This window comes from uncultured Tessaracoccus sp. (assembly GCF_947255005.1).
GTDB lineage: Bacteria > Actinomycetota > Actinomycetes > Propionibacteriales > Propionibacteriaceae > Arachnia.
Map to the genome: position 1 here is coordinate 1 of NZ_CAMYFI010000120.1, position 3,262 is coordinate 3,262.

Genomic DNA, 3,262 nt, shown 5'->3' on the forward strand with positions numbered 1-3,262 from the left:
GCACATGCCGGAGCTAGGACTGCCATAGAACTTTGCCAAGCTGACATCCGTCCATTAGCGCGAGGGAGCGCCTCATCAGGAACGGTATCGACAAGGAGTCTATTGGCAGTAACGTCCAGGAAGACGTGAACGGAACTGAAGAGTGCAGCGAAGACGAGCAGTACCGCCCACGGGACTCCGTACCAGACGAAGATACCAAGCAACACTAAGCTCAGGATTAGCCCACCCGTCCCGGCTGCCTGAAGTATGCGTGAGCGGCGTGCACTATCCACCACTGGGCCAACAGACTGAGCTAGCAGCAGCCACGGGAGTATGCTTGCGGCGCTTATTAGGCCGATAATCCATGGATTAGGCGCTACAACCGCGGCAAGGGTAGCGAATCCTGTGGTCCGTGCACCATTCGAAAACGTCGCGAATGATGCAACTGTTGTAATGGTCCGCGTAGTTCGCTTCCAGGCCTGATCGCTACTGTACGTTGGCGTTGAGCCTTCGAGTGAGCTATCTGTCATTAGAGTCCTAAGTGGGCTAGCTGTTGTGGGTCATGACGTTGTAGTCGGCGCGGTGGGGTGAGGGAACGGGCCCCTGACCGGCACGATGGGTGGTGACGAAACCATTTGCATCTGCTGGGAGGAGACCCGTTCCATGACCCACCGTAACGCCCCACTGACCGTTGAAGGAAGACAACGAGCCGTGGAACAGGTCCTCAAGTGGGGCCGTCCGATCGCGCACGTGGCTGCCGAGTTCCATATCGCCCGCTCGACATGATCGAAATGGGTCGCCCGCTACCAAACCGCCGGCCCGGCAGGGCTGGAGGACCGCTCGAGTGCCCCGCTGAACCGGCCCACACGCCTGAGCACGGAAATAGTGGAGCTAATCGAAACCTGGCGTCGCAAACACAAGTGGTCAGCACGCCGGATCGCCCGCGAACTCACCGAACAGCGCCATGCCCGGTACAGTGTTCGGACAGTGACAAGGTGGCTGGACCGGCTCGGGTTGAACCGGATCCGAGACATCACCCCAGAAGGGGAACACGTGCGCCGACCTGGCAAGATCATCGCCCGCTATCCAGGCCACATGCTCCACATGGACGCGAAGAAAGTCGGCAAAATCCCCGACGGTGGTGGCTGGTGGGCCCACGGCCGCGGCAGCAGCAAAGCCCTGGCATCCAAACGCGCGCAGAAGCACAAGGTCGGCTACACCTACCTTCACTCGATCATCGACGGCTTCTCCAGATGGTCCTACACCGAGGCATTAGAAGACGAGACCGCCGCGACCACGATCGGGTTCTTCCACCGAGCCAGAGCATACTTCGCTGCTCACGGCATCACCCGCATCACCAGGCTGGTCACCGACAACGGCAGCAACTACACCGCCACAGCATTCCAACGCTCCATCAAGGCCTTCATCGGCCGTCACCAGCGCATCCGCCCCTACACGCCCCGCCACAACGGCAAGATCGAACGCTACAACAGGCTCCTGGCCGATGAATGCCTCTACGCCCGCACCTACACATCAGAGCAACAACGACGCCAAGCAATCAAAGTCTGGAACCACCACTACAACTATCATCGACCCCACACCACCTGCGGCGATCAGCCCCCAGCCTCACGCCTCCACACCCGCGTCGACAACGTCATGACCAACTACATCTAGGGGGCTCTACTGATTGGTACGGACGCAAACTCGGCATACAATGACCGGTACATCTTTCCCAAGGAGCCGTGCATGGAGCTATCCGATCAGGAGCGCAAGCTTCTCGAGCAGCTTGAGGCCTCCCTCAAAGCTGAGGACCCGGGGTTCGCTGACACGCTCAGTGGACGCGGCCAAGTGCGTATTCACCGTCGCCGCGCGGCGATCGCTGGGCTAGCGTTCGTTGTCGGCCTCGTAGCGCTGCTCGGAGGCGTCCAGATTCATCCTGTGGTGAGCATCGCAGGATTTGCAGTGATGCTGGCGGGAGCCGTTGTCGGCATCAATTCCTGGCAGCGAGTACAGGGCGAGCCAGACCCCGCGCGGCGCCACAGTGATCGCACCGATGGTGGTGGCAACAGTGCTTCTGCATCGTCGTCGAGCCAGGATTTCATGGAGCGTTTGGAGGAGCGCTGGAAGAAGCGCCAAGAGGGCGGCGAACAGCCGTAACCGCCTGCGTTCACCTGGTGAGCCTGGCTCGGCGCACGGCGTTCGGCCCGAACCGGAGCGCGAGTTTGTCGATAGCGGCCTCGGCGTCGCGCCATCCATGTTCCGATTCTCCCAGGGCTGGCTGTTCGTAGGCCGTTGCTTTCGGCGTGAGTTTCCCCACCCGCACCCCCACCCTTCTGATACGCGCCCGCTGCAGGTGCAGGCGTCGAAAAAGCCGCATCGCTTCAGCGAAAATGGCGTTGGTAGCGTCCGTAGGAGGGATGGAACCTGTGCGGGTTACCGTCTGGAAGTCTGCGAACCGCACTGACAGCGTGACCTGACCGCCCACCATGTGCTGTGCGCGCATTCTCGACGCGGTGCGCTCGGCCATGCGCAAGATTTCCGTCTCGACGGCGAGCTCGTCGTCGATATCGAACGGGAAGGTCTCTTGCGCACCGACGCTGTGTTCTTCTGGTTCGCGCGCGATGACGGCGCGGCTGTCGTAGCCCCAGGCGAGGTCGAGAAGTTGCGACCCTTGCGAGCCCAACGCCCGCTGCAGCGTCTGACGTTTCGTCATGGCGAGATCGCGGATGGTGGTGAGGCCGAGCTTGTGGAGTTTGCTTGCCGTCGCCTCGCCCACGCCCCAGATGGACTCCACCGGAAGCGGGTGCAGAAAGTTCACAACCTCGTTCGGCTGCACCGCCAGCAACCCGTCGGGTTTGGCTTGCTTGGAGGCGAGCTTGGCGACGAACTTGTTAGGCCCGATACCCACCGAGCATGGCACGCGCTGCTCGTCCATCACCTGCGCGCGGATACGCTCCCCCACCTCGACCGGGTTGCCGCCCAGTCGGCGCATCGCGGTCGTGAGGTCGAGGAAGGCCTCGTCGATGGAGGCCATCTCCATGCGATCGGTGATCGTGCAGAAGATTTCTCTAATACCACTGGATACCTGCTCGTAACGGTCGAAATCAGGCGGAACCACATGCGCTGCCGGGCACAGGCGCCTGGCTCTATTCGTCGGCATACCGGCGCCGATGCCGTACGCTCGGGCCGGATAGTTGGCCGACAGCACCACGCCGCGTCCGTCGCCTCCGACGAACATCGGCACCGCCGCCAGCTCTGGACGGCGCGCGATCTCTACCGACGC

Annotated in this window: 2 protein-coding genes and 1 pseudogene; 2 read left to right on the plus strand and 1 reads right to left on the minus strand. The window is 61.9% G+C overall.

The features are described 5' to 3' along the window. The first annotated feature begins 642 nt into the window (after window positions 1–642). Window positions 643–1,653, plus strand: a pseudogene (locus Q0X61_RS12995) (IS481 family transposase). Between the two features lie 72 nt (window positions 1,654–1,725). After that, the gene (locus Q0X61_RS13000; protein ID WP_297743289.1) at window positions 1,726–2,136 is read left to right on the plus strand and encodes a DUF3040 domain-containing protein; all 411 of its coding nucleotides are present in this window, start codon (window positions 1,726–1,728) and stop codon (window positions 2,134–2,136) included. Between the two features lie 10 nt (window positions 2,137–2,146). On the opposite strand, the gene dinB is transcribed toward Q0X61_RS13000, so the two are convergent. Further along, window positions 2,147–3,262 (minus strand): DNA polymerase IV (gene dinB / locus Q0X61_RS13005; RefSeq protein ID WP_297743291.1); only part of this gene is annotated, 1,116 nt, incomplete at its 5' end.

Bases quoted from the DNA above. Each gene is read 5' to 3' on its own strand.
- Q0X61_RS13000 (WP_297743289.1), top strand. From the start codon at position 1,726: ATGGAGCTATCCGATCAGGAGCGCAAGCTTCTCGAGCAGCTTGAGGCC.